Here is a 24,428-nt window from a genome sequence, read left to right as displayed (position 1 = left end):
TCCGGTGACAGCTATAGTTCCTTCTGTAGAATGGAGTGTTATAGCTCCTCCGGCTCTTCCTATGCCTGTCGATGTGCCACCGTTTGTTGTTATTGTAGCAAAAGAGATGTTTCCCACCGTCTCGGCGATATTCACGGCGCCACCGGCGGTTTCTGCTTTTCCTGTCGTTGTCACTGCTCCTGTGAATGTCGTCGTTCCTGCTCCTGCTGTTTGCGTCAACGATGCCGCTGTAAAGGCTAAGTCTGCTGTCACATTTCCTGCGCTTGTTATTGTCACGGCACCGAGCTCTTTACTGCCGCCACCGACGATTCCTGTGAAGACAACATTACCCGTCCCTGCTGTTATTCCTAGCGTCTCAGTATATGCCGTCGTCGCTCTCAACGTGTCGGAGAACGTCGCTATTCCTGCTGTTGCTCCAGTGTCGACTGTGATATTAGTGCCAAGGACTGTAGCGCTCGCGCATGTTATTGCGCCGCCGGAGCCTTGCGTCCCTGTGGCGCCTCCTGCGCCACCAGCAGCGGTGATGTTACCACCCAATGTAGTTATCGCATCAGTCGAGGTAAGTGACACATTTCCTGCAGCGCCACCATTTCCTGCCAGGTATCCTGTGCCACCAGAGGTTGTAATTGCCGCTACGGTGATGTTGTCGGTGCCGTCGGTTGTCAATGTCACGTCGCCACCTGAGCCACCGAAGGTGCTTATTGTTGTTGCCGCGCTGCCTATAGTGCTTATTGTTCCGGCAACTGCTATAGTTCCCGTTGTTGAATGCAGCGTTACGTCACCACCACCCTTTCCTGACCCTGTCGCTGTACCACCGTGTGCTTTTATTGTGCTACCAAAAACGATATTACCTACTGTTGCGGCGATATTCACGTCGCCACCATTGACGCCTGCTGTTCCTGTCGTTGTCACTGCTCCTGTGAATGTCGTCGTTCCTGCTCCTGCTGTTTGCGTCAAAGATTTCGACGTAAAGGCTAAGTCTGCTGCAACGTTTGTTGCTGAGGCGATGGTCACCGTTGAAAGCGGTGTGGTGTCGCCAACAGCGCCTGTGAAGGTGATATTTCCTGTTCCTGCCGTCAATGATAAATTCTTGTTGCCGTCGATGGTCTGGTCGAAGACGATATTTCCCGCTGTCGTTCCTGTTGTTATTGCTACGCTGCCTGTAGCTAAAGTTACGGGGTCGTCGAAATTTATCGTTGCTCCTGCTCCTGCTGTTCCTGAGCCGTTTTTTGTTCCGCCTACTGCTGTGAAGTCAGAACCGTTCAAGGTGATGACGTTGTTGTTGCCTGTCGTCACTGTTATTGTTCCTGCTGCGCCGCCGTCGCCATTACCTCCGCTGGAATTCCCTCCTGTTGTCGTTATATCGCCCGTTATCCCTATAACACCGTTAGCCGTGTCTATTGTCACAGCTCCTCCTGCCGATCCTGTTCCTGCGCTGTTATTTGCTCCTGTCGTTACTATGGTACCGAGGAGCGCTGCTGTTCCTGTTCCTGTAACGTTGATATCTACAATTCCTGATGCTATGGTGCTGTCAACGGCTGCTGATGTTCTTATTGTTTTTAACGTCGCCAGATCAAGCGATGCTCCTGTCGCAACAAAGCTCCCGCCCCGGGTCGTTATGCTGTCATTTATATCGATATCATCAGTTGCCGTAAGTGCTACATTGAGAAGGCCTGTGGTAGAGATTATTTCGGCGTCAATAACAATATCTTCATCGGCAGTCAATGTAAGCGTCGCCGTACCTCCTGCCGTTTTTGCTATTGACGAGCTAACGGTTATTGTGCCACTGGTGGCAGTGCCGCTGCTTGTTGTATTTATTGTCACGCTTGTCCCTGCATTAAGGGCTGTAATAATAGTGGCTTTATCGAGGGTTGTCGCCGTGTCATCGCTTGTAGGGGTATATGTTATGACGTCGACAGTGATGTTTGCCGTTGCATCGGTTATGGTGATATCTTCGGGGTCGATGAGCCACGTGCCTCCTAGGCCGTTAGTTGCAGAGACATCAGGAACGGTGTTTATTTTCAAAGATTTCTTTCCTGATGTATCAGTGAAGCCGCCATCGCCAACAACGCTACCGCCTTTTGCTTCTATTGTTGCATCGGCGAAAAACAACGCCTGTTGTGGTGAGAACAAGACGATGCTGCCACCATTACCATGGGTTCCTGCATTTGCCGTTGTGATACTGTTTGGCGCTACAAGGCCTAAACGAGAGGCGTTGAGGTTTATCGCTCCGCCATTATTTATTGTAGCATCAGCATGGAGTGCGCCATGTTGTACAATTTTAATGGCTTCTATCGATATATTTCCTCCTGAAGAGTTCTGGCCGACGCCATTGGCCGAGAGTTCTCCTTTTTCGGTATTTATTATGGCGTGTGTTGCATCGAGCGTTATGGTTCCAGCATCAAAGCCTTCTTTACCATCGGTTTGTATTATACCGTTGTTTATTAGCGTACCGCTTGTGTTGGCAAACGTTGTCATGTCGCCGTCTTCGACGATGCCGCACTCTTCTATAAGTCCGTCGTAGTTAACGACCTGCATTATTATGTCGCTGATATGTTGTGTTGGTATGAAGATGGTTCCTGGTTCTGAGTCTTCTGGTGGCGTTGTTATCTCGAAGTTGATGAGGTTTCTGCCGTCGAAGTTGACGGTGAACTGTTCTGCTGATCCGACATGTACTTCGCCGAGGTTGGCGATGATAAGACCGTCATTGGAGACGAGGGGAGCAACGATGACGACGTAGCCGTTATCTGCTATTGTTATCTCTCCCATGTTTATGATAAAGGACAGCTGTTTATATTGATCTTGGGAGAAAATATAATTGCCTTCGAAAAAATCTCCGTCTGAAATGTTCAGGGTTGTCGCAAGAAGTCCAGCAGTATTGATTTTGGAATTATGGCCGAAGAGGATGCCGTTAGGGTTTATTATGAAGATCTGTCCATTGGCGACAAGACTACCCATTATTGCCGAAGGACTCGAGCCTGTTATTTTGTTGAGGGCGATGGCTTCGTCATTGGGTTGCCTATACTGGACTAGTTCATGAGTGGCGATGGAATAATCCTGCCAATTTATTATAGCCTTATCGACATGCTGGTCGATAATCATCGTCTTTCCCTCTTGAGCTATAGCAATATGCTCGGCATCGAAAGAAGGATCTTGAGGCAGGGCCATACAATCTTCGGAGAAAAAAAGAATCCCTCCCAATATACCGATGACCATAATAATACTTCGTTGCATGAAGTTCTTCACTTTCACCATCCTTTGTTTATACATGTAATTGCGATGATCCGCCCTTTGAAGGCCAGTATTATGCAGAATAGATCAGTAAAAGCCCAAGAGCTAGAGCAAGAATGCCCATAAAGCGTATGAAATTCGCTGGCTTCTCCGACCAATATGTTATCAGGGCTTTAAAAGATTGATGACTTATAGCGAAGACCATAAATCCTTTAAGTAGCCCTACTATGGCGAAAAGATATATTACTGAAGGTATCGTAGCACCAGACGCCGCCATAAAAAGAAGGATGCCAATAATTACGTTGATGACCGCAGCAATATAACGACGCTTGCCTTCGATCCAGAAATCTACCATCTTCTTAAGATAATGCGGGCTGAAAATATATACGAAACCACTGGCAACGATAAGAAGGCCCAATATTTTTATAAGTAATGTCATAACTAAACACCTCTATTGATTAGATAATTTGAGAATGCTTTCAATGTAAGCGATAACGTTTTTGAGGTCTATACTTATTTTTTGACAGCGCCAATAATTCTTTCTAATACCACCATAGTTTCTACGTGTGTTGTTTGTGGGAACATATCGTATGCTTTGCATGAAGATATTTTATAGCCACGATGTTTTAACGCTGCGACATCACGTGCTAGCGTTGCAGGCATACACGATATGTATATGATATTTTTCGGCCATGCGTGGTTTATTGCTGCTAGTGTAACGTCGTCGACGCCTGTCCGCGGAGGGTTTATTATGACGAGGTCGGGGTCTTTGGCGAGGAGCTTCTCGGCGACTTTGGAGACGTCACCGCGGAAGAAATAAGCCCCTTTGATGTCGTTGTCTTTGGAGTTCTGTATCGCACGCTTTGTCGCTTCTCTGTTATTTTCTACGCCGGTGACATGCATCCCTTCTTTCGCTAGCATTAGCGTCGATACGCCGATGCCACAATACAAGTCTAGGACGTTCTCAGCATTGCATTCTTTTGCGTTTTTGACGATGTTATTATATATCGTCGCGCTCTGCTCGGGGTGTGTCTGTACGAACGCCGATGCTGAGAACGATATCGTTAGACCTTCGATGTCGTAAGAACAAGAGGTCACTCCATACGACTTTTTGCGCTCCTGAAAATACGCTACAGCGCCGGCGAAGGAGTCGTTCTCCTCCAAAAGGTGTCCCATTACGATGTCGAGGTTTTTTGGGAATTGTTTTTTGAAGTCGAAGGCAAGAACGAAAGCGCCTTGTCCGTTCTTCACGATAGAGACTTTGTCGTAACGGTTGGGCGTTCCTTTTAAGCTATGCAGCATAGCGTGGACGTCTTTTAATAGTGGACCTTTGACGAAAAGGGGACATTCTTCTACAGAGATGACTTCCTTATTATCATAAGATACGAAGCCGCCGCCGAAATTCCCGAGAAGAGAACGTATTGAGAATGTTATGCTGCGGCGGTAGTGCCATGGTGTCGATGATGGTAGACATTTCACAGGCTCTTCGAGGGCTATCTTCCCAATGCGCTCGATGGCGTCGGCGACAAAATGTGCCTTCTGCTCGGTTTGTGACTCGTAGCTAATATGCTGTAGCTGGCAGCCGCCACATATTCCGTAGTATTGGCATGTGGGCTTTGTTCGGCATGACGCAGGAGTTATGACTTCGACGACATCGCCTTCGGCGAAGGACTTTTTCACAGAGGTTATATTCACCTTAACAACATCGCCAGGAGCGGTGAAAGGAACGAAGATGACGAAACCTTCGTGTTTTATTATTCCTTTGCCGCCGAACGCCAAAGACTCTACGGTACCTTCTATTGTCTGATTTTCTTCTATCATTAGTTATCCTGCTATGAAAAGTTTTGTGAATTTAAATTTAGTCCCGTCGAAGAGGCCATTATCGCTGAGCTTTAGCTCGGGGATGACAAGCAATGCCATAAACGACAACGTCATAAAAGGCGCCGTCATGCTACTTCCTAAACTCTTTGCTTTCGCATCGAGCTCAGAGTATTTCTTGGCGACAGCATAGCCATCACCATCGCTCATAATCCCTGCTACCGGTAGCGGTAAGATATCGATATCTTCGCCATCAGCGACGGCAATACCGCCTTCAGAGGATATTACGGCGTTGATGGCAGCGCATAGTTCTTCGTCAGAAGTCCCAACAGCGACGATGTTGTGGGAGTCGTGGGCGACACTCGATGCCATAGCACCGCTTTGTAGCCCGAAGCCTTTAATAAACGCTACAGCGGGAGGCTTGTCGTTATACCTGTTGACGACGGCGATCTTTAGGATGTCATGCTCTACATCAGAAACGACATTGCCCTCGACGATATTAGCATCATAATGACCTTCGCCGGTAATAAGACTTCCGTCAGTAGCTTCGATGACGCGTATCGTCGTGCCTTCGGCAGCGACTTTAAAATCGTCAACACATTTTTCTGTAGCGTTAAAGGCGTTGACACGTTCCGAAGGTTGCGATTCTATAAGCGTAGCGCCTTTGTCGGCGACAAGGACGCCTTTGATATATGTCTGTAGCACAGAAAAGTCTTCGAGGTTGTCGACGACGATGAAGTCGGCAGCGTCGCCTTTGCGAAGTAGACCTACAGGAAGTCCGTAATGTTCTACGGGGGTGACACACGCACAACGCAGCACATCAAAGACATCATAGCCGAGAGAAGCCGAGCATTTTACCATGTCGTTGATATGTCCTTTTACGAGGTCGTCGGGGTGCTTGTCGTCGCTGCAGAACATGACATCGCCAGGAAACTTCTTAAGAAGACCGTGAAGAGCGTCATAATCTTTGGCGGCAGAACCTTCTCTTATGGCGATCTTCATGCCATACAATATCTTCTCGGCGGCTTCTTCATAGGAGACGCATTCGTGGTCGGTGGTTATCCCCGCAGCGATATATCTCTTGGCGTCTTCGCCACGAAGACCAGGAGCATGACCGTCAATAGGGACGCCATATTTCTTTGCTACGGCGATCTTATCCATGACATCGGGCAGTCCTTGTAAGACGCCAGGGAAGTTCATCATCTCGCCGACGAAGCGTAGCTTGTCGTCGCGAAGAAGCGTTTCCATGTCATCGGCGGTGATAGTGCCTCCTGCCGTCTCGAAAGGCGTAGCAGGGACGCATGACGAGGCGCCGAAGAAGAAATTAAAAGGGACGGTTTCACCGTCGGCGACCATATATCGTACGCCTTCGATGCCTAGGACGTTGGCGATCTCATGGGGGTCGGCGACAGCAGCGACGGTGCCATGGACGACAGCAAGGCGTGCGAACTCCGATGGCGTAAGCATAGAGCTTTCGATATGGACGTGTGCGTCGACGAAGCCGGGGACGATAAAGGTGTCATAATCGATATCGGGGCTTTCTTCGACGTCAATAATAACGCCGTCGGCAACGGTAATCGTCCCAGAAAAGATTTTCTTCGCAAAAATGTTTACTATGTTTCCCGAGAGAGAATATGTTTTCATTATATCACCTTACATATTATACCTATAAAATGATATTATAACGGGAAATGAAATAAAACAGTAGCCATAATTGGCTAAATTGTGAGGATAAGTAATGAAAGAAATAGATTCTATCAAAGACGAAATTTTTAAGGTGCTACGAGAATGCCGTACTGCTAAAGGCCGCGAAGAGCTGGGGATGTTCCTCGTCGAAGATGACGATGTATTCACCGCCATCAACGCTGGCGCCTCAGTTTGTGATATTGTCGTCATTCCTGAGTTCGCCAAGGCAAAACCTGCCGGACTTCAAGGACTACAACCGTATGTCATGAAGAAAGCGATGATGAAGAAACTCTTCTCCGGCGGCAAGCTTCCCAATATCATTGCAACTATAAAGAAAAAAGAGTGCAGACTCAGTGATTTCACTACGAAGAAGTTCATCCTCGTAATGGAAGGCGTTCAGCAGGCGAGTAATATTGGTATGATGATGCGTACCGCCGAAGGCCTCGGCGTCGAAGGCATCGTCGTCATCGCCGATGGCATCACAGAACTCTACAGCAGAAATGTAATACAAGCATCACGAGGGTCGTTCTTTAGGATGCCAATGGCATTAGCCGATAGAGGACAAGCATTAGCATTCCTAAAGAAAAATGCCTTCACCACAATCGCAACGAGCTCACATACCGACAAAAGCCTCAATACCTACACCGTCCCAGAAGGTCCTATAGCCGTCGCCGTAGGTAATGAGACCAATGGCGTCACAGATTCCATCCTCGATGCCGCCGACGATATCGTCGCCATCCCCATGCAAGGAAATATAGAGTCGCTAAACGTCGTCGTCTCCGCAGGAATCGTCCTATACGCTATTAATAGCGCATAGGAATAGCGTTTAGCGGATAGATAGAAATATTCTAATTTTTCCTGCTATACGCTATGCGCTATAACTATCCGCTATCGTTTTACCAATTCTCTCCTAATATCTCAAAATGTGCCTGTGGATGATCGCATGCCGGGCAACTCTCTGGAGCCTCGGAACCTTCATGTAGATATCCGCAGTTTCTGCAGCGCCAGACGACTTTCCCGTCTTTTTTGAAGACGGAGCCTTCGTCGATATTTTTGGCGAGGTCTAGGTAACGTTTCTCGTGCTGTTTCTCGGCGACGGCGATGGCTAGGAAGATCTCGGCGATGTCATCGAAGCCTTCTTCGCGGGCGATCTTTGCAAACCCAGGATACATCTCTGTATGTTCGTAGTGTTCTCCTCCGGCGGAAGCTTTTAGGTTCTCGACGGTAGTTCCTATTACGCCGGCAGGGAAAGATCCTGTAATCTCAACTTCGCCGCCTTCGAGGAGCTTGAAAAGACGCTTGGCATGTTCTTTCTCTTGGTCTGCCGTCTCTTCGAAGATATGCGATATCTGGGCATATCCCTCTCTTTTTGCCTTTTTAGCGAAATAGGTGTACCGATTTCGCGCCTGCGACTCTCCGGCGAAGGCCGTAAGGATGTTCTTTTCTGTCTTGCTTCCCTTAAAATTCATGTGTTTTTCCTCCATGCTTGTGGTTTTCTATGATCTATAATATAGTGATACTTCATAATAAGAAAAAATGGAAAGGACTATTATGGCAAAGGTTATATTGGCAGAAAAACCTTCGGTAGGACGTGATATCGCAGCCTTCCTCGGCGCCACGAAGAAATACGACGGATACCTCGAAGGTAACGGTTATATCGTGACCTGGGCGTTCGGACACCTCGTAACGCTGAAGAAGCCCGACGAATATGACCCAAAACTAAAAAGATGGTCGCTAGATACACTGCCATTCATCCCAGAAACGTTCAAGCTCACCACCGTCGGCAACCCAGGCTCGAAGAAGCAATACGGAATAATAAAAAAACTATTCAAAAGTGCTGACGAAATAATATGCGCGACAGACGCAGGAAGAGAGGGGGAGCTTATCTTCAGATATATCCTCGCGATGTCGGGGTGTGAGAAAAAACCTATAAAACGTCTGTGGCTGAATTCCCTAACAGAAGAAGCAATAAAAGATGCTTTTGACAACCTTAAGCCCGGAGACGACTACAACAACCTATACGCCGCAGCACGATGCCGTAGCGAGTCCGACTGGATAGTAGGCCTCAACGCCACAAGAAGCTATACCGTACAACACGGAAGAAAAGGCATCCTCTGGAGCGTCGGAAGGGTGCAGACTCCAGTCCTCGCCATGATAGCACGTCGCGACGACGATATCAGAGCCTTCGTGCCAGAGCTATTCTGGGAGCTTATGACAAACTACCGCGATGCCGTCTTCGAATACTCGGGAAAGAGGTTCATGGAAAAAGACAAAGCAGAAGACAAGCTCTCAAAAATACAAGGACATCCCTTCGCTATAACAAAGGTGAAGACAAAAAAAGAAACCGTCGCACCTCCAATGCTCTACGACCTAACAGAACTACAGCGCGATATGAATAGAAGATATGGCATGTCAGCAGCAGACACTCTTAAAGAAGTACAGACGCTATACGAAAGTAAATATATAACATACCCGAGAACAGATTCGCGATTCCTGACAAACGATATGAAGGGAAAAGTTCCGGCGATATTCAGCAGCCTTTCGAAGATAAAAGACAAAGAGATATCACAATTAGACCTTAACAACTTGCCTTTCTCTAAGCGTATCGTCGACAATAAAAAAGTTACTGACCACCACGCCATAATACCTACAGGGAAGATTCCACACAACCTCTCGGGATATTCCAATAATGTCTACGACGCCATAGTAACACAGACGATAGCAGCATTCTACCCGCCATGCCTGAAAGATATCACCAACGTCGAAGGCGTCACAAACGACGTTACCTTCAAAGCAAAAGGCGTCCACATAACATCGCCAGGATGGATGACATTGTTTCCACATAAAAAAAGCGACAAACAAGAGCTTCCGAAGTTTACAGTAGGGGAGTCTGGGGACCATAAACCATACGTCAAAGAAGGAAAAACAAAGCCTCCGAAACACTTCACCGAAAACTCTCTACTAGGAGCTATGGAGACAGCAGGGAAGATGGTCGACGATGAAGAGCTCCGCGAAGCGCTAAAAGAAAAAGGCATAGGAACACCAGCAACGCGCGCCTCGATAATAGAGACACTGATAAGCAGGAAATATATAGAACGTAGCAAGAAAACACTCTCCGTAACAAACTTCGGACGCTACCTCTACGCCATAATACAAAACCATAGCCTAAAATCACCAGAACTCACAGGAGAATGGGAGTCGAAACTCCGCGAAATAGAACAAGGAAAGCTCGCACCGGAACGCTTCATGGAGAGCATCGCTTCCTTCACAAAAGATATAATACAACAAAGTACTATGTGGAGCGTAGACGCTAAAATCATAGGTATATGTCCGAAATGCGGGAAACATATCATAGAAGGACGTAGAGGCTACGGATGCTCCGGATGGAAAGAAGGTTGCACATTCGTACTATGGAAAGAATATAAAACGCTAACACTACGGATAGCACAAGCACGAGAACTGCTGCAGCGTAAGATATTGCTTCATCCCGTCATGCTACCAGAACAAGGCAGCGCTATACTGTGTATGACGGAAAAAGGTAACATCATCGATATCTCTGTACCAGTATCACAACGTAAACCCTTCGAAGCATATGGAAAATCTCGCGTGCGGCGACAAAATAACTACCCAGCCGCCACAGCCCGAGCAACGAAAATCAAAGAACAGTGAAATGCGGCTACGCCGCATAGTTCAGGGTTTTGAGTTCATAGTTCAGAGCAGGATTCAGAATTCTTACTCCGAACTCCGAACTATGCGGTGTAGCGCATTTCAATGAACAATGAACAATGATCGACTTTGGCCCTTTTGTAGAAATTCTCAACCCTGATCCCAAATTCACAAAATTCAAGTCTGACCCCAAATTTGACCCTTTTTTTATTGATCATTGAACATTGATCATTGATCATTGATATTGGCATGATTTCTGCATATGACTCCCTTATATAATAAGGAGTGGCGCCATGGCAAAGAGTTTGCGATCAGTATATACCTTGTTTATTGGAGCGGTTTTCATTTTCCTCGCCGACGGACTTTACGGCATCATTATCCCTATAAACATGGAACTTATGGGAATCCCTTCTAATATCCTTGGTTTTGTCGCATCGGCATATTATGCAGGACTCATCATAGGAGCGTTAACATGCCGAAGTATCATTATTCGTTTTGGCCATATTCGTTCTTTTATGATGTTCATGGTATTTATCGCTCTTTCGGCGGTGATTTCAGGGGCGTTCCCTCAACCATCGGTGTGGTTTTTTATGAGGTTTTTATGTGGTTTGTCACAAGCCGGGGCACTTATTCTCCTCGACAGCTGGATTAACGATACTGTCCGTGGAGAATATCGCGGAAGAGTCATATCGTCGTATATGGTGACGATATACCTTAGCGTTGCCATCAGCCAATTTATGGTATCGTTGGCGCCACCACAAAACTTCACGCTTTTTGCCATCATCGCAATCTTCGTATGCTGCGCTATGGTGCCTTTGGCGCTTACACGTTCGGCGCCACCGACAATAAAGGGCTCAGAAACCATGAAGGTAAGAAAGGCGTTTTCCATCTCTCCCGTGGGGATTGTCGGCGCTCTCTGTGCGGGTCTCGTAATGGGAGCATTCTATGGGCTAGCACCAGTCTTCGCCGCTACAGCGGGGATGACGACGTCACAGGTCGGGACCTTTATGGGTATAGCGATATGTGGTGGTATCGTCTTTCAGATGCCGATGGGTAAGCTCGCCGATGTCATCGACAAAAGACTCGTCATAATAATAATAGCACTATTCATCGCCCTCGCAGCTTCGGCGATGGTCGTCACCCGTGAAATTTCTCTTACAGCGATGCTCATCGCGGCATTTTTCTTGGGAAGCGCAACGACATTATATCCTATGAGCCTTGCACACGCCCACTCTTTGATGACGAGTAAACAGCGCATAGCAGCATCGAGCCGACTCCTTATGACATACGCCACAGGGGCAGCGATTGCACCGATAATAGCCGGAACGTTGATGAGTGTAGCCGCGCCAGAGGCACTTTTTATATATATGGTATTTATCGCCCTCGTCTTGGCATGTTTCGTCGCCGTGAGGATGATAATAAGAGATCCTAAAGAGAAAAAACAGATACCATATGTCCCATCTTCACCAAAAGTTCCTATCGTCATAGAAAAACACCGTAACATACCAAAAAACTGATATTCGGGTTTCAAAATAGATAAAATTTTTCGTGACAAAATAGTACCGCATTGTGTATTATTCTTGCCAACAGGGTCGTTGATTACATAAAGCAAACAAATCAATAGAGGCGCGTTAGTCACTGATGACGAAAGGCAAGGAAACCATCTCGCAAGAGTATGCTAATGCTGGCTTTAGCAAGTTACGCTCCTTCCTTTGGCCGATTCACTGGTTCGAGATAAAGAAATTCATCCCGATGATGGTTCTTTTCTTCCTGATCTCTTTCAACTACCACCTACTTCGTATAGCAAAAGATGTCCTTATCATCACAGCGCCAGGATCCGGCGCCGAAGCAATACCCTTTTTGAAAGTGTGGGCCATGCTCCCCACTGCTGTTATTATGGTGTTCTTCTTAACGAAACTCTCCAACAGATATAACAGAGAAAATGTTTTCTACGTAATGATAGGAAGCTTCCTCGCGTTTTTCCTGCTGTTCGTCACCGTGCTGTATCCTTTACGCGAAAGCCTATACCTTAATGACTTCGCCGACACCCTAAAAGCTTCGTTACCGGCAGGGTTAAGCGGCCTTATCGCGATAATACGATATTGGATCCTTACGCTCTTCTACGTAGTAGCAGAGTCTTGGAGTAATATCATGCTTTCAGTGATGCTGTGGGGACTCGCCAACGACGTCACTTCCGTCACAGAAGCAAGAAGATTCTACCCGCTATTTGGTATAGGAATCAACGCCTCAGGGATCCTCGCAGGAAGAATTGGCGGAATCCTCGCAAATAGTATGACAACAACATCAACGACCTTTAACAAGGTAGGATCATACTTTAGCAATGGCGATGCCTGGGACCAAACAGTGACGCTCTTCGTTATCCTTGTCATCGTAGTAGGTATCGTCTCAATATTACTGTATCGATGGATGCATATATATATCTTCGTAGACCATAAAAACCTCGACCACCAAGATGGTAAAGGACACGAGCTTAAGAAAAAACCGAAGTTGAAGCTCTCAGAAAATATAAAACATGTCGCGCAATCGAAATACCTCATATGTATCGCAATAATAGTACTGTCATATAACATCACAATAAACTTCACCGAAGTCCTCTGGAAATCACAGATGAAAGAATTGTTCCCTAGCCCAGGGGAATATACCGCATATATGAGTAAAGTCACTACATATGTCGGTATAATAGCAACTCTGTCGTCATATTTCATCTCAGGGAATGTTATCAGACGATGCGGATGGAAGTTCGCAGCACTGGCTACACCGTTCCTGATAATCGTGACAGGGGCAGGATTCTTCACCTTCCTCTTCTTAAAACAATATGTCTATGCAGGTACAGCAGCGATGATCTTAGGGATGTCGCCGCTAGCAATAACGGTGTTATTTGGCTCGATGCAAAACTGCCTAAGCAGGTCTGCGAAATATACCGTCTTCGACGACACAAAAGAGATGGCATATATCCCTCTAAGCCCCACAGAAAAAGTCCGCGGGAAGTCTGCCATCGACGGCATAGGGTCGCGTCTAGGGAAGTCAGGAGCATCAATGTCGCTACAAGGACTTCTTCTTGTCTTCGCCACACCAATAGCATGCGCGCCATATATCGGCGCAATGATACTCGCTATCCTACCACTATGGATAGGGTCAGTACGCTCGCTAAGCAAACAATTCGATAAAGCTTCAGGACACCACCAGTAAAACAGTGACCAGTGGATTCTACTATACGCTATACGCTATACGCTATATTTTTCTTTTATTTTAAGACGATCTTTGCTTATTATAATTCTTTTTATACAGTGGAGAAATTAGGATGGTTGTAGCGGGAATAACACCACAAGCAGGATATCAAATAGCAGGAAATCAAGAAGACGGATATCGTTTTAATCTTGATGAAACGAGAAGGGGAAAACGCCACGATATACAAAGCATGGCAGCAGACGTTGAACAAGATGTTAAGTTCATCGATAAAGAATTGAGAAAATTGCTTGAAGATGGCGTTGTAGGAACTAAAGATGAAGCACAGAGAATCACTGCCGTTACAGAGTTTTATAGTAAAAAAGTCGCCTCCGTAAGAAAAAGAATAAACGCCGATTCACGTATCACCAAGATATTTATAAAAATCAAAGAAAATGCCTGTCTACAGGAAGAAAGATGGACTAAATGTTCTCGTATCAACGAACTGTTTAAAAATATAAAAGACTTTGCTGCCAGGAAAGAGAAGTCTATAAAAAAGAAAAAAGAAAATAAATATTCTCACATTACCGAAAAGTTAAATGAGGTCGATGGCTTTGATAAAGAAGTATATGCTCAGCGGTTAGGTGTGCCTGTCGAAGTTTTCCAAGGTATAGAAGGAGAAAAACTATATAAATTCTTGTCATCAAATTTCCTGCACAAAAAAATCGAATATTTTACCTCAGATTCCCACTATCGCAATCCAGAGCTTTTTGATGTGTGTGATGAGACAATGGACCATAAACTTACAGTTAATGATGACGGTGAAGTTTGTATGCTATTTAACGGTAAAAGAAAGAAATGGTCGGAAGTATATAACAAACTTTTTGATGATAACGGCGTATTAAAAAACCCATTCACATATACTTACGAGGGAATAAAACCGTTGCCAGGCGATTTCGTCGATAGAAAGCAGCTCATAGGCGACGATTTTAAAAAAATGACACTACAAAATATTCTGGAAAAATATTTCGTTATCTTTGATAGAAAGAATCCTAAAAAATGTAATGGAAAATGGATTTTCTCTATACTATGGGAGGGTGATAAAAAACGTCATCGCCCACGCGGAGATCATAGCTGGGCGCGCATACAAACACCGGACGGGAAGATATATAGCGTAGGATTCGCGCGTAAGATATTCGGCTTCGCAATGAGCGAGGGGATATTCGAACAGGGTGACACCTTCGAATATAGCTCTTTCGGAGGGAAACACACTAAGGTTGACTTTGAAGCTACCAGAGGCGGGATAAAGGAAATCCTAATAAAAATTCTTTCGGATATCCGCGATTTTGATACTGGTTTTGACGTTAGACAGCACAACTGCACGTCATATTCTAAGTTTTTCTTGAGATGCATAGGCGTCGATATACGCCCAGAAATGCATGTCATAAAATATACCTCGAGGACGATAGCGGATATTATAGAAGACATACCATTCCTAAGAAAACCTGTCGATATAATTATGAGTATATTACTACGTTGTGTTGGCGCAGGAAAGACGAGTAAGGAATTGAAAGAAGAAGTGAAAGAATTTGAAGAAAAAGTAGTAAACAAAATGGAAGATGGTGATGAGAAGGATCGTCTTAAAAGATGTATTAAAAAAGCGCTAACACCACCAATAAGGTTCTGGGATATCTTTAAAAGTAAATCTTGTGTAATCGTAAGCCCTCATGAACTCGGCGTCGAAATGCGCAAAATAATAGCGCACCGTGAAGCCCATTAAAAATACAGCATACCCACAGAAATGATTATCGCAGATTGATGAACTGATGTTACGCGCTACCGATTTTTTCACCACAAAGTGTCCAAGGACTCTCTGCCGCCACTGCAATAAAAAGTAATAAACCCCAATTTTTCACCACAGAGCCACAGAGTACACAGAGAGGAATTAGGGCGGGCTAGGGGCATATTCAATGTTCAGTTATCACACTATATCACTGGTCACTGAAAAACGGGGGTCTGGGGGAGTATCCCCCAGCCATATTCTTTTTCCTCTCTGTGTCCTCTGTGATCTCTGTGGTGAAAAAGCCTATTCCGAATTCCTACTCCGAACCCCGAACTATAATGCGGCGTAGCCGCATTATATGAAAAAGCTTGCCAATATCGCAAGGATGACAATAGGAGCGACATAGCGTACGATAACACCCCAGACAGTGCTTTGCCAGGTGAAATGCTTGCAACCCTGGCGTAGCTCTTTGGCGGCGTTCTTAGTGCCCCATACCCATCCAGTGAATATCGCAAGAAGCAAGCCTCCAAAAACCATCCCCATGTTTCCCCAAACGAAATCCATGATGTCATAGAAACCGCGATTGCCAAGGAACTCCATAGTAGAAAGAAAAGGACTGGCCCCCTTCGATAACGCAGCAGGAATGCTTAAAATAAACGCTGCAATGCCAACAGCCCAGACAGCAACACTGCGGGAGCATTTCTTGCTGTCAACAAGATAAGCAACAGGCATCTCAAGAAGAGCAATGCTAGTAGTAAGAGCAGCGAAACCAAGAAGAAGGAAAAACGATGCCCCAAAAATATTACCGAAAGGCATAGCGGCGAAAATCTTAGGAAGTACCACGAATGATAAACCAACACCAGCCTCGCCAGGAGTGTAGCCGAAAGCAAAAAGCGCCGGGAATATTATCAGACCAGAAAGGATCGCTATGAGTGTATCGAAAAGAGCGATATAACACCCAGAAGATATAAGGTTGTCTTCCTTGGAGGTGTAGCTACCATATGTTATCAGTACGGCTTCTCCGATACAAAGTGAAAAGAACGCCTGACTTAGGGCGTTGATAAACACCCTGCCGTTTATCTCTGAGAAATCGGGCTCTAAGTAAAACCTCATCCCGGCACCACTGTTTGGTAGCGTCAATGAGCGTATTATTAGCCCTATTAATAGCAGTAATAGCATCGGCATAAGGATCTTGCTATATCGTTCTATTCCTTTCTTAACTCCTTTTTTTACGATATATATCACGCTAAGCATGAAGATAGCCATATATGACAACACTACAGGAGCATTGGAAGTAAAGGCATTGAGGTCGAGCTCTTCGCCACGGAGCATCTTAACGAAATAGCCAATAGTCCATCCCGCAATGACGGAATAGTATGTCAGTATGAAGAACGCCGTCGCTATGCTTAGAAATCCTACATATTTCCATCGGCTGTTAGGGCGTATCGCTTCGATGGCACATACCGGGTTCTTATGGGTATGCCTTCCCAAGGAAAATTCTACGAAGATAAGGGGGAGGCCTAGGACAAGAACACATAGAAGGTATAATAACACGAAGACGGCTCCACCGCTCTCGGCGGCGATATATGGGAAACGCTGGATGTTGCCTAGACCGACGGCAGCTCCTGACGTCGCCAAAATAAACCCTATTCGTGATCCCCAACCTTTTCGTGATGTTTGTGTTTTCATGATGCGATATAGACCTTCTGTTTCTTTATAAGTAATTAATATATCGCATCGCGGCTTTTTTAGCAAAGGACACACGAAAAAAGGTGTGAGGAAAAATACGAATATACTATAAAGTAAAAAGTATATAACAAACTGATGTTACGCACCAATCTTGCTTTAGTAGCGTAGCGAAAGGTCAGCAACAAAGTATTAGAGGATGTCGTTATGAGAATGAGAACGGAAGTGTTGATAGTTGCGTTGACGATTTTGGTCGTTGCGTTGGTGATAACAACAACGTTTACTATATATACAGTAAGAGACAAAGAGAAAAACGATATCGTAAAGTTCGAAGAACGGGAGATGCATAGGGTCAAGGAAAACCTGAAAAACTATGTCGATATCGCATACGAAGTTATGAATGCCGCATATCGAGGAAGTACCGATAGAGAATATCTCGAGACACAGTATGGAAAACGTCTTAAAGACGTTATCTCCGTTGTCGATGATAGCGTGCAGATGTGGTATGATAAGTTCTCAGACGGAGAACTTACACTAGAAGAAGCGCAGGATGGCGCCAAAGAAGAGATACGCGGAATACGCTATGACAACGGCACAGGATATATATGGATCAACGACACTAGTCAGCCAGACACTAGAATAGTAATGCACCCTATAATTACTTCTTTAGAGGGGTTAGTCGATAGGGAAGATGAAAAGTGGTATTGCGCAAACGGCGTAGGAGACTTCCTTTTCGATGCCTTTATCGATGTCAGCAAAAAATATGGAGAAGGCTTCGTCGACTATATATGGACGAAACCAACAGCTGATGGGCTGTTGCCCGATGTTCCAAAGCTCAGCTACGTAAAGCTGTTCGAAGAATGGAATTGGATATTAGGCACCGGAATATATATCGACGACGCTATAATCGACGCTATAGAAAAGGCGAAGTCCGACATCAAAAAGATGCGTTACGATGAAGGAGTGGGATATTTCTGGATCAATGATACGACAAAACCTATACCTAAGATGATTATGCATCCGACAATACCAGCGTTGGATGGTCTTATCCTCGATGACCCAAAGTTCGACTGCGCACTGGGAAAAGATCGGAACCTCTTCGTCGCCTTCGTAGAAGTTTCCGAGGAATATGGAGGAGGGTTCGTCGATTATCTATGGCCAAAACCTACAAAAAAAGGCCTGACAGAAGACCTTCCTAAGATGTCGTATGTCCGACTATATGAGCCTCTAGGATGGGTCGTCGGCAGCGGAGTGTATATCGATAGTATCGACGAAGCTATAGAGGACAGAACAGAGCTTATAGAGGAACAATCCAATGATCTCACAAAAAAAATAGCAATTATCACAATTATTATCACTGTCTTCGCAGCAGCTTGTCTGATATATGTCCTTAATAAGCACGTGAAACGTATGTCGTTAAGCCAAGATGACAATGGCAACGGAAAAGGACCTTCGCCAGAAAGCGACACCTCCGATGAGGCAGATGAATTCGATATAGCAGCTTCGGCAAAAGAAATACAAGAAGCTGTCATCTCAGAACAGGCGAAGCTTCTGGCTTTCAATGCTGCGGTAGAGTCTGTACGGCGACAAGGCTCCGAAACAGGTGGCAACGCCTTAATTAAAGAAGCTAATAGGCTGGCAGAAGAAAACTACAATATAACGAAAGATATAAGTCGTATGGTGAAGTCAGCAGAACAGTCTGCACAGGCAACGACGGATAAGATCGATAACATCGGCAAAGCTATCGATGATATTGCAGAAAGCCCACAAAATGTGGAAGAAACGTCCGAAGAAGATGACAACAAATAACAGAAGTAATTACCTATGACAAAAGGATTTTCAAAAAGGTTTTTTTCAAATTTTTTGCAGCAGGAGCAATATTAACTTTCTTGCTGTCAGCAGCACTCACATATAATTATGTCAGCGAAAAAGGAAAAATAGCACCTTTAGCAAAAAAAGAGATCTCTTTAGAGACAGCAAGATTTTCAGCGAAACTCGACAAAGAACTCGGCGAGCTTAAGATTATATCGAATGATATAGCCGGAAAGCTCGTAACGGGAGAGCTGAAAAGTAGAGATATCGAAGAAACACTACAGAAACTTATAAAAGATAATAGTGGACTTCGTGGTATCGGCGTCGCACATGTTCCATACGTTAATGTCCCAAATTTTAGAGAGGTCTCGCCAAACTATGTAAATAGGCTGGGAAAAGAAAACCTGGAAGAACAAAATCTTATACAGATCTTCACCGTGCCTTTTTATCATACAGACGATAGTGGGATAAGAATAACAACAGGCGAGACGTTCATAGACTACCCCCTCGATAACATTAAAGAGATGATATCAACGCTGAAACTTGGGAAGACAGGATATGTCTTCATCATCTCACAGCGCGGAGAGTTTATTAGGCACCCCATCGAAGAATATGTAAAAAGTGGTAAAACGTTATTTAATGTCGCTGAAGAGATGGACAATGAAGAGCTTATGGAGATGGCAGAGCGTGCCGTACGTGGAGAAGAAGGTATTATAGACCACGAGAATGAGATAACAGGGCAGTCGTCTTGGATGTTTTTTAAGCCGATATCATCAACAGGATGGTCAACAGGCGTAGTCTTAATAAAAGACGAGATAGCAATAGACAACACGATGTTTAGACATAAGTTCATGAAAATGGCAGCGTCATATGTAGTCTTCGCTTTTTTCTTCCTTTTCTTTATGTTCCGTCTGTACGAAGGCAAAAGAAAGAAGGTCTGGATAGCTACTGCGCTTTTTTCCGCCACGATTGCTGTTGTGATACTTATGCTCTGGAACCTTATACTTGGGTCGCCATTCCCTTCCGATGAAAACAGTGTCGTCATAGTGTCAAGGGTGGGGCTTGATAAATATCTCGGCCGCCAAGAGAGTATATCGCGGGCAATGTATGAAGGGGAGCTTCCAATATATGTTCCGACAGGAGCTTTTATCGAATCTATTGGTTTCTCGGGATCCGATGATATCGTTATGACAGGATATTTATGGCAAAGATATATCGATGGTATACACGATGGCATATCACAGGGCTTTGTGCTTCCTGAGGCAGTGTCGTTGGACACAAAAGAAGCATATCGACGCCGTGAAGACGACTCTGAAGTAGTAGGGTGGTCGTTTAGTGCTGTATTGCGCCAAGAATTCAACTACTCAAAATATCCTTTCGACAAGAAGAAAGCACTATTACGTATACTCCATGAAGATTTCGATAAAAATATCATACTAACACCAAACCTTGAGGCTTATAATATTATGAGCCCTACAGCACTCCCGGGATTAGAAGAAGACCTAGTACTGCCAGGGTGGATCCTAGAAAGTAGCTATTTTTCCTATGAAGAAGAAGACTCTAGTACAAACTATGGTATAAAGGATTACAAAAACCGCGAAGACTTCCCGGATCTATGTTTCAACGTAAATATGAAAAGAGATTATGTAGAACCCTTTATTTCTAATGGAATTTCGATGCTTGTAGCTGCAGGTATACTCTTTTTCCTTTTAATGGTTATATCAAAAGCGAAGAATGTCAAAGAGGATAGAGCAAAAAGCTTGACGCTGATAAGTTCTTGCGTAGGGCTTTTCTTCGCCATGCTCCTTTCCCACAATAGGTTGAGAGGGGCTTTGATGTCGAAAGAGGTGATATATTTCGAGTATTTCTATTTTATAACATTTACAGCGCTTCTGTTGGTGGCTATCAATGCTTTTATATTCTATTCGGGAACGAGTATACGCTTCATACAATATAAGGATAACCTTGTGCCGAAAATGTTGTTCTGGCCAACGATTCTGTTAATGATACTACTTGTTACACTAGCAGTTTTTTATTAGCAGCACATCAGGAGTGTTATGGTTAAAAATGAGAATATTATAGAAACCGGAAAGCTTGGCGATAATAGCGATACAGAATATATAATACATATTCTTGATGAAGAGGATGTTGATGCCGTTATGGCGCTACATGGTATTATGATCAAGGCTCTGAAAAACCCACTTTTTTTTAAAATGTCCCCCAAGGAATTTTTTGAGAAATGCCTTTCAGGAAATAGGCTGTCACTAGGAATCACCGTAGAAGAAAAGCTTGTGGCATGCCGCATAACATTCATCCCTGATAGCATGGTTGGAAATCAAGGTATGGAAGTGGGAATCCCTGCTGAAGAGCTTACACAGCTAGCGCAATTTGAAGGGATTATTACACACCCGGAATACAGAAGGCTAGGGCTGGGAAAAAAAATTATGGAAACGAATATCGCAATGATCGACAAGACAGATATACGTCATATCGTAGCGACATGCTACCCAGAAAATTACCCCGTCATTAAAATATTGTTAGGGAATGGTTTTGTGATAAAGAATCTAAAAGAAACATATGGAAATATGATAAGGTTTTTCGTGCATAGGAACCGTGATATGGTCAATACAAGAGAATATAGAGGCAAAACTATAGTTGATCACCTTGACTATGAAAAACAGAAAAAGCTTCTAGATGCCGGTCTCGTAGGAGTCGGCATTGAAAAAACTGACAACGGCTACAGCATTGTTTATGCCAATTGCTAGGATTATGGATAATAGCGATATAGAATATGTAATACGCACTTTAAGCAAAGAAGATCTCGATGATGTTATGGCGCTACATGATGTTATGCTTGAAGCACTGGAAGAACCCAGTTTTTTTAGAAAACCCTCAAGAGAATTTATTGAGAAGATTATTTCTGAAGCCGAGATGTCCATAGGGATAACAGTAGAAGAAAAGCTTGTGGCGTGCCGAATAACATCAATTCCTGGTGATATAACGAACAATCGCGGTATAGAGCTAGGCATCCCTGTCGAAGACCTTAAAAAGACAGCGCATTTTGAAGGGACGATAATACACCCAGAATACAGGAAACTAGGATTAGGAAAAAAAATTATTAAAGCGAATATCGCAATGATAGACAATACAGATTTACGTCATATCGTAGCGACATGCCACCCAGACAATTACCCTATTGTTAAGACGTTTTTAGACAACGATTTTGTGATAAAGAAGCTAAAAAAAACATATGGAAATATGCTAAGGTTTTTCATGCATAGAAATCGCGATGCAAATAATACAAAAGAAGACAACGAAAAAACTATAGTTGATCATATTGACTATGAAACACAGATGAAACTTCTAGACGACGGTCTCGTAGGAGTAGGTATTGAAAAAACTGACAACGGCTACAGCATTATTTATTCTGAAAAATAAAGACTTAGTGTAGACTACAGAATAATAGATATCCTAAGGGAAGAGAGCATGCTCTTGACGCCAAGGGGGTCTTTTTCAGTGATCAGTGACCAGTTATCAGTGACCAGCGAAAAAACGGGGGGCTGGGGGCAGCCGTATTCTTTTTTCCTTTTCTTTAAACTTTTGTTCTCCGTGAACTCCGTGGCTCCGTGGTGAAAAATCCTACTCCGAACTCCGAACTCATTGATCAATGATCAATGAAATGTTTTCTCCGTAGTAGTCTTGCCATTCGGAGACGATAGCATTATCAATATCTTCAGGAAGGTAATGGTATCCCGGACCAAGTTTCTTTTTCATGATGATCTCAGGGCCCATATTGTGGGCGTAGAAACTTGGATCGAGGTAGCGCATCTTCGTAGGGTCGGCGAGAGCAAAGTTTATCGGCCACATCTTGCTGTAAAGGACGTCGTCATCGGAGAACATGTCGCCGAATTCATTGATGCCGGCATTAGAAAGATATTTGCCTTCAAAAAGACCTTTGTCGGAGAAATTCTTCGAGATTAAATCTTTGATACCAGTAGCACAAACCACGGCAAAAGCATCAGAGATGGCATCTTCGACGGCTTTTCTGTCGTTTCCGAGGTGTAACGTCGTAACGCCATAACGCTCGCCACTGGCGAGGGCATCGTCGTCGATGTCGATGGCGATAACGTCTTCGGTATACATCGACAAAGTATGCGCTATGCCTTTTCCTACCTTGCCAAAGCCGAAGATAACGAACTTTTTGTCTCTGATGTCTTCTTGAGTCAATTGTAGAAATGCCCTTAGGAATCCGTCGCCGGTGCCGAAATGTGTCTCTAAACATTTCGTTGTGCTGTCGTCGATAGAAAGCACTGGTATCGACGTGTCGCGTTTCTCATAGACGAGAGCGCCCGACCTCGTAAGCTCTACAACGCCAAGCTTTGGTTTTATAATATCAGCAAACTCGGCTCCACAGTCGAGACAAAAGTCATAGTCGCCAGAAACATTCTCATGGTCATCAACGACAATGACCCCGGCCTTATCAAGAAGATCAAGAGCATCAGACATCGTAGCAGGGTGAGCAAGGTTGTTGATAGTAACGGTAATTTCGGCGCCAGAATGCAGCAAAGGCTCTAGTTTACAGACGGTCTCAAGAGAAAGCGGGATGTTATGGAGGATCCGAAGCCCTTCATAAGGCCTGTTTTCCTTCATATATTCATTTTGCTTCAGAAGAAAAGGCACTTCCGACGTGCTCTGGTGTGACCAGGCGTCTTGGAAAGGCATAAAGTCTGTCATAGCAACACCTTGTTGTAATTGTTCGTTATGTGATAACAGAAAAATATAATTTCAACAAGGAAATTATGGCTTGGGGACTAACACAAACCAGTTGGCTAGGAAGCTTTTCTCAGGACTGGGTTCACTGGCGCCTATATTGCTGTCGCATTCCCATATAATAGGCTTTTCACTTTGTCTGACTACATTAAAGAGACGATTTATTTCTTTAAGGATTTCTTTGTTGTTGATCATGGGAGCGTCTCTGCCATAGGCTCTTTTACCTGAAACAGTATCAACGGTGATGGACCTTACTGCATGTGTATAAGAGAGGTAAATTTTGCCTCCTGGTTTTACGCAGTCTTTGAGATAATTTAGGTGGCGTTTCTGGATGTGGAGTCTTAATCTATTTAATGCTTCATTGATACCACGAGGATCGCAATTGTAGCCTTTTGGTGATGATTCTATAATAAGGTCACATATAAACTCTGGCAGCTGTGTTAGCAAGAGCGAAGATATTACGTATGAAGGTTTATCTCTATCATGAAAGATTTTACGATGCTGAGGAATGACTTTTAGGTATTGTTCTATAGCAAAGATTAAATATTCGGTCTGCAAATCTGAATTTATAGGCAAGCTAGAAAAGATAAACGGTATTTCTTTGAGGGCATTCTGAAATCCTGAGATGTCGATGCCGCGAGAAGAACAACTATCACCTAACACCTCAGGAAGCGATTTTATTGCAGCCTCTAAAGCATCTCTGTCGACATCGGCAATGATGGCCTCATCAAATTCCTGCTCTAGCAGACCTTTAAGGGGAATGTCCATTCCTCTTCCACATCCTGGAATA

The 24,428-nt window shown here is 44.4% G+C and carries 17 protein-coding genes; 9 read left to right on the top strand and 8 right to left on the bottom strand.

Annotation, left to right across the window (positions count from 1 at the left end):
* From HN980_04180 to ade, 4 genes are all read right to left on the bottom strand, one after another.
* Positions 1-3,246: filamentous hemagglutinin N-terminal domain-containing protein (locus tag HN980_04180; GenBank protein ID MBT6928674.1), on the bottom strand; the 3,246-nt coding region annotated here is incomplete at its 3' end.
* Between the two features lie 58 nt (positions 3,247-3,304).
* Complete coding sequence (locus HN980_04175; protein ID MBT6928673.1) at positions 3,305-3,670, bottom strand: hypothetical protein; 366 nt, start codon at positions 3,668-3,670, stop codon at positions 3,305-3,307.
* Positions 3,671-3,744: 74 nt separating this feature from the next.
* Positions 3,745-5,052: a 23S rRNA (uracil(1939)-C(5))-methyltransferase RlmD gene (rlmD, locus tag HN980_04170; GenBank protein MBT6928672.1), complete on the bottom strand. Its 1,308-nt coding sequence runs from the start codon at positions 5,050-5,052 to the stop codon at positions 3,745-3,747.
* A gap of 3 nt (positions 5,053-5,055) precedes the next feature.
* Positions 5,056-6,693, bottom strand: a complete 1,638-nt coding sequence (gene ade / locus HN980_04165; protein MBT6928671.1) for an adenine deaminase — start codon at positions 6,691-6,693, stop codon at positions 5,056-5,058.
* A 94-nt stretch (positions 6,694-6,787) separates the two neighbouring features.
* Here ade and HN980_04160 point away from each other — a divergent pair, with 94 nt between their 5' ends.
* Positions 6,788-7,552, top strand: a complete 765-nt coding sequence (locus HN980_04160) for an RNA methyltransferase (protein ID MBT6928670.1) — start codon at positions 6,788-6,790, stop codon at positions 7,550-7,552.
* Between the two features lie 79 nt (positions 7,553-7,631).
* On the opposite strand, the gene HN980_04155 is transcribed toward HN980_04160, so the two are convergent.
* Positions 7,632-8,204: a rubrerythrin family protein gene (locus HN980_04155; GenBank protein MBT6928669.1), complete on the bottom strand. Its 573-nt coding sequence runs from the start codon at positions 8,202-8,204 to the stop codon at positions 7,632-7,634.
* Positions 8,205-8,286: 82 nt separating this feature from the next.
* Here HN980_04155 and HN980_04150 point away from each other — a divergent pair, with 82 nt between their 5' ends.
* The 4 genes from HN980_04150 (at position 8,287) to HN980_04135 (ending at position 15,367) form a co-directional block, all read left to right on the top strand.
* The gene (locus HN980_04150) at positions 8,287-10,404 is read left to right on the top strand and encodes a DNA topoisomerase 3 (GenBank protein ID MBT6928668.1); all 2,118 of its coding nucleotides are present in this window, start codon (positions 8,287-8,289) and stop codon (positions 10,402-10,404) included.
* A gap of 290 nt (positions 10,405-10,694) precedes the next feature.
* Positions 10,695-11,918: an MFS transporter gene (locus HN980_04145; GenBank protein ID MBT6928667.1), complete on the top strand. Its 1,224-nt coding sequence runs from the start codon at positions 10,695-10,697 to the stop codon at positions 11,916-11,918.
* A 124-nt stretch (positions 11,919-12,042) separates the two neighbouring features.
* On the top strand, positions 12,043-13,611 hold the full coding sequence (locus HN980_04140) for an NTP/NDP exchange transporter (protein ID MBT6928666.1): 1,569 nt from the start codon (positions 12,043-12,045) through the stop codon (positions 13,609-13,611).
* A 112-nt stretch (positions 13,612-13,723) separates the two neighbouring features.
* Entirely contained in the window at positions 13,724-15,367 is a 1,644-nt protein-coding gene (locus HN980_04135) for a hypothetical protein (GenBank protein MBT6928665.1), read from the top strand.
* A gap of 357 nt (positions 15,368-15,724) precedes the next feature.
* On the opposite strand, the gene HN980_04130 is transcribed toward HN980_04135, so the two are convergent.
* Positions 15,725-17,059 carry a sodium-dependent transporter gene (locus HN980_04130; protein MBT6928664.1) on the bottom strand — a complete coding sequence of 445 codons (1,335 nt, stop codon included), beginning with the start codon at positions 17,057-17,059 and terminating at the stop codon, positions 15,725-15,727.
* 204 nt (positions 17,060-17,263) lie between these two features.
* Between HN980_04130 and HN980_04125 the strand changes: the two genes are divergently transcribed.
* The 4 genes from HN980_04125 (at position 17,264) to HN980_04110 (ending at position 22,306) form a co-directional block, all read left to right on the top strand.
* Positions 17,264-18,865, top strand: coding sequence for a hypothetical protein (locus HN980_04125; GenBank protein MBT6928663.1), 1,602 nt, complete (start codon positions 17,264-17,266; stop codon positions 18,863-18,865).
* Between the two features lie 80 nt (positions 18,866-18,945).
* Entirely contained in the window at positions 18,946-20,907 is a 1,962-nt protein-coding gene (locus HN980_04120; GenBank protein MBT6928662.1) for a hypothetical protein, read from the top strand.
* An 18-nt stretch (positions 20,908-20,925) separates the two neighbouring features.
* Entirely contained in the window at positions 20,926-21,633 is a 708-nt protein-coding gene (locus tag HN980_04115; GenBank protein ID MBT6928661.1) for a GNAT family N-acetyltransferase, read from the top strand.
* A gap of 4 nt (positions 21,634-21,637) precedes the next feature.
* Positions 21,638-22,306: a GNAT family N-acetyltransferase gene (locus HN980_04110; protein ID MBT6928660.1), complete on the top strand. Its 669-nt coding sequence runs from the start codon at positions 21,638-21,640 to the stop codon at positions 22,304-22,306.
* A gap of 219 nt (positions 22,307-22,525) precedes the next feature.
* Here the strand turns inward: HN980_04110 and HN980_04105 are convergent, their stop codons facing one another.
* Both HN980_04105 and HN980_04100 read right to left on the bottom strand, forming a co-directional pair.
* Complete coding sequence (locus HN980_04105; protein MBT6928659.1) at positions 22,526-23,602, bottom strand: hypothetical protein; 1,077 nt, start codon at positions 23,600-23,602, stop codon at positions 22,526-22,528.
* A 63-nt stretch (positions 23,603-23,665) separates the two neighbouring features.
* Positions 23,666-24,406: a hypothetical protein gene (locus tag HN980_04100; GenBank protein ID MBT6928658.1), complete on the bottom strand. Its 741-nt coding sequence runs from the start codon at positions 24,404-24,406 to the stop codon at positions 23,666-23,668.
* Between the last annotated feature and the right edge of the window lie 22 nt (positions 24,407-24,428).

The sequence above is a fragment of the Waddliaceae bacterium genome (assembly GCA_018694295.1).
Classification (GTDB): domain Bacteria; phylum Chlamydiota; class Chlamydiia; order Chlamydiales; family JABHNK01; genus JABHNK01.
Note: the sequence above shows the minus strand (reverse complement) of the source record. Positions and strands in the feature narration are given on the sequence as shown.

Excerpts from the sequence above, each read along its gene's own strand:
- HN980_04175 (MBT6928673.1), bottom strand. The coding sequence starts at position 3,670 with ATGACATTACTTATAAAAATATTGGGCCTTCTTATCGTTGCCAGTGGT.
- rlmD (MBT6928672.1), bottom strand. The coding sequence starts at position 5,052 with ATGATAGAAGAAAATCAGACAATAGAAGGTACCGTAGAGTCTTTGGCG.
- ade (MBT6928671.1), bottom strand. The coding sequence starts at position 6,693 with ATGAAAACATATTCTCTCTCGGGAAACATAGTAAACATTTTTGCGAAG.
- HN980_04160 (MBT6928670.1), top strand. The coding sequence starts at position 6,788 with ATGAAAGAAATAGATTCTATCAAAGACGAAATTTTTAAGGTGCTACGA.
- HN980_04155 (MBT6928669.1), bottom strand. The coding sequence starts at position 8,204 with ATGAATTTTAAGGGAAGCAAGACAGAAAAGAACATCCTTACGGCCTTC.
- HN980_04150 (MBT6928668.1), top strand. The coding sequence starts at position 8,287 with ATGGCAAAGGTTATATTGGCAGAAAAACCTTCGGTAGGACGTGATATC.
- HN980_04145 (MBT6928667.1), top strand. The coding sequence starts at position 10,695 with ATGGCAAAGAGTTTGCGATCAGTATATACCTTGTTTATTGGAGCGGTT.
- HN980_04140 (MBT6928666.1), top strand. The coding sequence starts at position 12,043 with ATGACGAAAGGCAAGGAAACCATCTCGCAAGAGTATGCTAATGCTGGC.
- HN980_04135 (MBT6928665.1), top strand. The coding sequence starts at position 13,724 with ATGGTTGTAGCGGGAATAACACCACAAGCAGGATATCAAATAGCAGGA.
- HN980_04130 (MBT6928664.1), bottom strand. The coding sequence starts at position 17,059 with ATGAAAACACAAACATCACGAAAAGGTTGGGGATCACGAATAGGGTTT.
- HN980_04125 (MBT6928663.1), top strand. The coding sequence starts at position 17,264 with ATGAGAATGAGAACGGAAGTGTTGATAGTTGCGTTGACGATTTTGGTC.
- HN980_04115 (MBT6928661.1), top strand. The coding sequence starts at position 20,926 with ATGGTTAAAAATGAGAATATTATAGAAACCGGAAAGCTTGGCGATAAT.
- HN980_04110 (MBT6928660.1), top strand. The coding sequence starts at position 21,638 with ATGGATAATAGCGATATAGAATATGTAATACGCACTTTAAGCAAAGAA.
- HN980_04105 (MBT6928659.1), bottom strand. The coding sequence starts at position 23,602 with ATGACAGACTTTATGCCTTTCCAAGACGCCTGGTCACACCAGAGCACG.
- HN980_04100 (MBT6928658.1), bottom strand. The coding sequence starts at position 24,406 with ATGGACATTCCCCTTAAAGGTCTGCTAGAGCAGGAATTTGATGAGGCC.